Origin of the sequence: Mesorhizobium sp. M7A.F.Ca.CA.002.09.1.1 (assembly GCF_003998555.1) — a bacterium.
GTDB lineage: Bacteria > Pseudomonadota > Alphaproteobacteria > Rhizobiales > Rhizobiaceae > Mesorhizobium > Mesorhizobium ciceri.
The window spans coordinates 1-6,340 of the sequence record NZ_RZRR01000257.1; the positions used below are offsets into that span (position 1 = coordinate 1).

Below are 6,340 nucleotides of genomic sequence, written 5' to 3' on the forward strand. Positions count from 1 at the left end.
GATCTGGACGGCGGCGATCGTGCCGTTGGGGCTTTCGATGACCAGGCCGTTGCGCTCGTTCTCGGTGCTGGCCTTGTCGAGTTCGGCGTTGAGGAATTTTCCGGGCCGGTGTTCGATCCTGACGATACGACCGCGTACCGGGGCGCGGTTCACGTGACAGGAAAAGACATTCATGAACACCGAGATGCGGGTCATCTCGACATTGCCGAGGCCGAGTTCGCGCGGCGGCACGGCCGGCCCGACCGCCGAGATGATGCCGTCGGCGGGGCTGACCACCAAGCGGTCGTCGACCGGCGTGACGCGCTCGGGATCGCGGAAGAAATAAACGCACCAGGCCGTCAGGATCAGACCGATCCAGAACAGGACCGAGGAGAAATAGCCGAGGAAAAGCGTCGCCGCGCCAAAGGCCGCGATGAAGGGATAGCCTTCGCGATGGATCGGTACGAACGCGTTCTTGACCGTATCGACAAGGCTCATCAGCTAAAAACAGGCTCCGTTTCAAGTCCGGCCTCAATAGCCGAAAGCCCCCCTCGCCGCAACGCAACAATCGGCGGCGCGGGCGAACGGGCAAGGGCCTGTCGCCTCAGGATAGCCGAACGCTCCGCGTTCGTGAGGTCGCGACCGGCTCGCATGCCTGTGCCACTGGCGTCAGAATTTCGAGACAATCAGCCCAGATCAGTTGGCACCATCGGCTTCGGCGCGCACAAAATGTTCTTCGATCTCAAGCCTATGGGCATCCGCCAGCGGATCTTCGGCGCCCGACCTCAAGAGCGCGCTCCCGTTGGGAGAGGACACCAAAAACAGCAGTCTACCGTCAGCAGCAACTGTCCAACTGACGACCGATCCTCCCTCGCTCGGAATCAGCATCGATGGCAAAGCAACTGCTCCTGCCGTATCAATTCCAGCCCTGCGCAAAAGAAGGTCGAGGGCTGCTGGTGCCCCGTATTCATCAGCCAGTTCGATGACTGTCGCTATTGAATCAGCGCCGACATGCGACAGCTTCAGACCGACACGTGGAGCACCTTCGCCAAGTAACTCATCAACGCTATCGACCGGTCCGAGGTCGAGTTGCAGTTCTGTACCATCAGCAGCCAGGTACTGGTATGCAGCCGCATGCGTTGGCGTGACTACGCACAAACGCACCCTGCCGGCGTTGGTTACGACCGGAAATGTCATCTGCTTCTCGCCATCTATGTCCAACATCCGTCCTTTGCCGAGCCCGAGCTTAACCTCGGGCTGCGGCAAAGCTGCACAGGCGAGCCCGATGCCCACTTCAAGTCGGCTCGTCATCACTGCTTTCAGATGGAACACCGAACGATGGCGCAATCGAGGTTCGCGCCTGGAGTTGGCCATCACAATGTCAAGAGTGGCCTCCTGGCATTCGGCATCGTCGACAATCTCCAGTTCAGGCCAGGAGGCTATCCAACCCACTGCGCGGGCAAGCATCGGGACGCTGTCTTCCTCCTTGTAAAAAAGATCGTCGAGTCCATCAAGGAAATCAGCGCGGCCACCTTCGAATCCAGTCTGTTCCTCCGCTTCCTTGGGATGTTCCCGGACCCAAGCAACCATCTGTTTCAAAATAGCTAAATGGTTTTCTGCTCGCATTCCAGCCAAAGCCAAATGCACATCCGAGGTGACTTTATCGAGGTGATCACGGTAATTGTGAATAAATTGGCTATGGCCGCCATTAGCCACTTCCATCCCGTATAGGTAAGCGTGAAAAAACTGCCTCGCTGACGGCGGTATTTCGTGATCTTTGTAGAGGCCCTGATCAAACATTGCGGTCACGAAATCCATGACTGCAGTCACGAGGTCAGCAACGTAGTTTTCCTTAGCGGCGCGCTCGACTGCTGAAAACGGGACAACAATTGAAGTCACGCGCGGACTGGCCGTCGGTTGCTCCGGCTGGTGCGCCGAAATCGTTGTCGACTGCTGCAGCCTTTTCTTTCGCGAAAAAATTCCGAACATTCCAAAGCCTTCTTACCCGGAGGAAAGCAATACCGGTAGATCAGAGTCTGTCAGCAGAATATCACTTGGAAAAGTGGATAAAAAGGCGCTTGAAATTCATTTTCACTGCGTCTTACCAATATTTTGAAGAACACTTCAACCGATAGTTTGAAGAACACTCCAAAAACTGACCTCGAGGCTTCGTCGCGAACTCAGCAAAGAGCAGCCAAACCAAAATTATCGGTTCTGTGCCTGTCGGCAGACCGCTGCCTCGCCCGTCCTTGGTGAGACAGCGCCATCATGGACCATTTGGCGATGCTGACGCACTCAACAAGGAGTCCCCTACATGCAGAAACCACCTGCCCCCCAAGCGCATCTCGTCACTGCCGGTCTCGCTTTCGGCGAGTCGCCGCGCTGGCATGACGGACGGCTGTGGCTTTGCAACTGGGGCACCGGCGAGATTATCGCCGTCGATGCCGACGGCAACCGCGAGGTCATGCTCACCGTACCGGCTGTCCTGCCCTACTCCATTGACTGGCTGCCGGATGGCCGCCTGCTCGTCATCTCCGGCCGCGAAGGGCTGCTGCTACGACAGGAGGCCGACGGGAGCCTCGTCACTCGCGCCGATTTGCGTGACCTGTCGAAAAGCCCTTGGAACGAGATCGTCGTCGACGGGCGCGGCAACACCTATGTCAATGGCGGCGGACCGGCGCCGGCTTCTGGCGAGCATTTCAGCCCCGGCACCATCGTGTTGATCACGCCGGACGGCGCGGTCCGGCAGGTGGCGGAAAATATCGCCTTTGCCAACGGCATGGCAGTGAGCCCGGACAACAAGACGCTGATTGTCGCGGAATCCCATGCCAATCGGCTGACCGCCTTCGACATTGCCGCCGACGGCAGCCTTGCCAACCGAAGGGTCTGGGCCGACCTCGACGGCTATCCCGACGGCATCTGCCTCGATGCCGAAGGGGCGGCCTGGTATGCGGATGTTCCCAACAAGCGTTGCGTGCGGGTGCGTGAAGGCGGCGAGGTGCTGCAGACAGTGACCGTCGATCGCGGCTGCTTTGCCTGCATGCTGGGCGGCACCGACAGGAAAACGCTGTTCATTCTCGCCGCCGAATGGCGCGGCTTCGAGCATATGGTCAGCGACGCCCGCACCGGCCAGGTGTTCAGCGTCGAAGCGCCGGCACCTGGCATCGGCTGGCCGTAACAGCCTTGCTACAGCCCGGGAACCCTCTGATAGTTGGCGATGTCGGCGCGAACGCCGAGCCGGGCGATCGTCTCCTGCGGGTTGAAGGCGATGCGCTCGTGCGCGGCCTTGACGATCGGCACGACATTGTCGACGGCCGCCTGGCTTTCCCATTCGACGATGGTGACGAGGTTGAATTCGCCCGGCCCGGAGAATTGCTCGAGCAGGAAATCCTGCACGAAGCCATGCTGCAGGCGCAGCAATTCATGCGTTGTCCTGACCTTGGCGAGTATCTCCTCGCGGGCGCCGGCCGGGACGACGAATTTGTCCACCCTGAACACGCTGCCGCCGTTAACAGTCTGATTTATCTTGCTCATTTCGATTGCTCCGTTCCTGGATCATGGTGTTTTTTGGGCTCCAGGAACGGCCTACAATCTCAACTTAAGTTGAGATCAAGTGCAAAAATCAGATCACACGCCGAACCTTCAATTCACCTCCGACGTGCGCCGGCGGACGATGACACCAAGTTCGTCGCCTTCGCGAGCCAAGCGCAGCCGCTCTTCGGCCTCGGTCGCCTCGCGCTGGCGGTCCCACATCGAGGCGTAGAGGCCATGCTTGCGCATCAGCTCGGCATGGGTGCCGCGCTCGGCGATCTGGCCGTCCTGCAGCACGATGATCTCATCGGCCGTGATCACCGTCGACAGGCGGTGAGCGATGACGATGGTGGTGCGGCCACGGCTGACCAGATCGAGCGCGGCCTGGATCTCCTGTTCGGTGTGGCTGTCGAGCGCCGAGGTCGCTTCGTCGAGCATCAGGATCGGCGGCGCCTTCAAAATGGTGCGGGCGATTGCCACGCGCTGCTTCTCGCCGCCCGAAAGTTTTAGCCCGCGTTCGCCGACCATCGACTTGTAGCCGTCAGGCAATCGCTCGATGAACGGGCCGATCTGAGCGAGTTCGGCCGCCTTGCGCATATCCTCCTCGCTGGCACCGATGCGGCCATAGCGGATGTTGTAGGCGATGGTGTCGTTGAACAGCACGGTGTCCTGCGGCACCATGCCGATCGCCCCGCGCAGGCTCTCCTGCGTCACGTCCCTGATATCCTGGCCATCGATCAGCACCTGGCCGCCCTGCACGTCGTAGAAGCGGAACAGAAGCCGCGAGATGGTCGACTTGCCGGCACCCGAAGGCCCGACAATGGCGACGGTCTTGCCGGCCGGCACCTCGAAGCTGATGCCCTTCAGGATCTTCCGGTTCGGGTCATAGGAGAAGTGCACGTCGCGGAACTCGACCTTGCCGGCGCTGACCGCGATTGGCCTGGCATCCGGCTTGTCGACGATCTCCTGCGGCACATCCAGCAGATCGAACATCTGCTCGATATCGGTGAGCCCCTGGCGGATTTCGCGGTAGATGAAGCCGATGAAATTGAGCGGCACCGACAGCTGCATCAGCATGGCGTTGATGAAGACGAAGTCACCGACCGTCTGCGTGCCGGCCTGCACTTCGAGCGCCGACATGCACATGACGATGACGGTGCCCAGGCCGAAGATGATGCCCTGCCCGAAATTCAACCAGCCAAGCGAGGTCCAGATGCGCGTCGCGGCGACCTCGTAGCGTGCCATGGAGCGGTCGAAGCGCTCGGCTTCCATGCCCTCATTGTTGAAATATTTCACCGTCTCGTAGTTGAGCAGCGAGTCGATTGCCTTGGTGTTGGCGTCGGTATCGCTGTCGTTCATGTCGCGGCGGATCGAGATGCGCCAGTCGCTGGCGCGGACCGTGAACCAGACATAGACCCAGACGGTGACCGCGACGACGACCACATATTTCCAGCCATAGGTGTAGGCGAAGATGCCCGTGGTCAGCGCGAATTCGAGGATGGTCGGCGCCGTGTTGAGCATGATGAAGCGCACGATCGTCTCGATGCCCTTGGTGCCGCGCTCGATGATGCGCGACAGGCCGCCGGTGCGGCGCTCGAGATGGAAGCGCAGCGACAGTTGGTGCATGTGAACGAAAGTACGGAAGGCGAGCTGGCGCACGGCATATTGGCCGACGCGGGCAAACAGCGCGTCGCGCAACTGATTGAAGCCAAGCTGCACCAGGCGCACGACATTGTAGGCGACGACCAGCATGACGGGCGCCAGCAGGAAGCTCGGCAGCGGCGGCGCCGATTTGGCGTCGCCGGCCAGCGCGTCGGTCGCCCATTTGAAGAAATAGGGACCGGCGACCAGCGTCAGCTTGGCGACGACCAGCAACAGCGTCGCCCATGTGACCCGGGCTCTCAGATCGGCGCGATCCGCTGGCCACATGTAAGGCCACAAATTGAGCAGCGTCTTGAAAGTCGAGGAGTCGGAGACGGTTTTTTCGGCCATTTCTTGTGCCTTCTTCTTATTTCAGCGGCCGGAGCAGCAGGAATTGACGAGAGCGGCCACCGATGCGGAGACATCGGCGAGCGCGGCATGGTCGATCGCATAGCGCGAGCGCTGGCGATCGGGCTCGAAGCGAACCAGCCCGGCTTCGACCAGTATTTTCAGATGTTGTGACACGGTGGACTGCGCCAGATCTAAGCGGTCGACGACCTCGCGGCAGCAGCAGGAACTGCTCGTCGATAGGTGTTTCAGGATTTCGATCCGCGCCGGATGGGAAAGCGCTGCAAGTCGGGCGGCGACCGCACGGCTGTCCGGACCGCCGCATGATGCGTTTGTTTCCATCAGGGATTCTGCCATCGTTCATCGGCGATAGACGATGAACGGGCACGGGGCAAGCTAACCCTATGGGCAGAGCGCCGGAACCGCCAATCTCCCCCTCGTGGGAGAGATGTCCGGCAGGACAGAGAGGGGCGCGAAGGATCGCGACTTTCCACGATCAAAGCATTACGAGCAGCCGTAAGGTAGCTCGACCGGATTTGGCCGACAGGCTGGCGAGACAGCGCCCTCCTCTGCCCTGCCGGGCATCTCCCACAAGGGGGAGATTGCGCTCAACCGTCGGCGCTCAAACCCTACTCCGTCTTGGCGGGCGCTGTCGTTGCCTGCTCGCCCATGGCCTTGAGGTCGGCGGCTTCGCCTTCCTTCGACTTTTCCGGGACCTTGAACACCTGGCCCGGCCAGATGCGGTCGGGATCACTGATCTGGTCCTGGTTGGCGAGGTAGATGGTCGAGAAGCGTACGCCGTGGCCATAGACGCGCCGCGAGATCCGCCACAGCGTGTCGT

7 protein-coding genes are annotated in these 6,340 nt (G+C 60.6%); 1 reads left to right on the forward strand and 6 read right to left on the reverse strand.

The window, feature by feature from the left end; translation table 11 throughout:
• A partial coding sequence (locus EN994_RS13630) for a phosphatidylserine decarboxylase (protein WP_164745904.1) occupies window positions 1–477 on the reverse strand: 477 nt, incomplete at its 3' end.
• Between the two features lie 198 nt (window positions 478–675).
• Window positions 676–1,968 (reverse strand): DUF4375 domain-containing protein, encoded by a 1,293-nt coding sequence (locus EN994_RS13635; RefSeq protein ID WP_013532544.1) that lies wholly within the window; start codon window positions 1,966–1,968, stop codon window positions 676–678.
• A 325-nt stretch (window positions 1,969–2,293) separates the two neighbouring features.
• Here EN994_RS13635 and EN994_RS13640 point away from each other — a divergent pair, with 325 nt between their 5' ends.
• The gene (locus EN994_RS13640; protein ID WP_013532545.1) at window positions 2,294–3,157 is read left to right on the forward strand and encodes an SMP-30/gluconolactonase/LRE family protein; all 864 of its coding nucleotides are present in this window, start codon (window positions 2,294–2,296) and stop codon (window positions 3,155–3,157) included.
• Between the two features lie 8 nt (window positions 3,158–3,165).
• Here the strand turns inward: EN994_RS13640 and EN994_RS13645 are convergent, their stop codons facing one another.
• The 4 genes from EN994_RS13645 to EN994_RS13660 all read right to left on the reverse strand — a co-directional run.
• Complete coding sequence (locus EN994_RS13645) at window positions 3,166–3,513, reverse strand: antibiotic biosynthesis monooxygenase (RefSeq protein WP_013532546.1); 348 nt, start codon at window positions 3,511–3,513, stop codon at window positions 3,166–3,168.
• A 108-nt stretch (window positions 3,514–3,621) separates the two neighbouring features.
• The gene (locus EN994_RS13650; RefSeq protein WP_013532547.1) at window positions 3,622–5,502 is read right to left on the reverse strand and encodes an ABC transporter ATP-binding protein/permease; all 1,881 of its coding nucleotides are present in this window, start codon (window positions 5,500–5,502) and stop codon (window positions 3,622–3,624) included.
• A gap of 21 nt (window positions 5,503–5,523) precedes the next feature.
• Window positions 5,524–5,856: a metalloregulator ArsR/SmtB family transcription factor gene (locus EN994_RS13655; RefSeq protein ID WP_013532548.1), complete on the reverse strand. Its 333-nt coding sequence runs from the start codon at window positions 5,854–5,856 to the stop codon at window positions 5,524–5,526.
• A gap of 272 nt (window positions 5,857–6,128) precedes the next feature.
• Window positions 6,129–6,340 (reverse strand): LysM peptidoglycan-binding domain-containing protein (locus EN994_RS13660; protein ID WP_164745905.1); only part of this gene is annotated, 212 nt, incomplete at its 5' end.

Excerpts from the sequence above, each read along its gene's own strand:
- EN994_RS13635 (WP_013532544.1), bottom strand. The coding sequence starts at position 1,968 with ATGTTCGGAATTTTTTCGCGAAAGAAAAGGCTGCAGCAGTCGACAACG.
- EN994_RS13640 (WP_013532545.1), top strand. The coding sequence starts at position 2,294 with ATGCAGAAACCACCTGCCCCCCAAGCGCATCTCGTCACTGCCGGTCTC.
- EN994_RS13645 (WP_013532546.1), bottom strand. The coding sequence starts at position 3,513 with ATGAGCAAGATAAATCAGACTGTTAACGGCGGCAGCGTGTTCAGGGTG.
- EN994_RS13650 (WP_013532547.1), bottom strand. The coding sequence starts at position 5,502 with ATGGCCGAAAAAACCGTCTCCGACTCCTCGACTTTCAAGACGCTGCTC.
- EN994_RS13655 (WP_013532548.1), bottom strand. The coding sequence starts at position 5,856 with ATGGCAGAATCCCTGATGGAAACAAACGCATCATGCGGCGGTCCGGAC.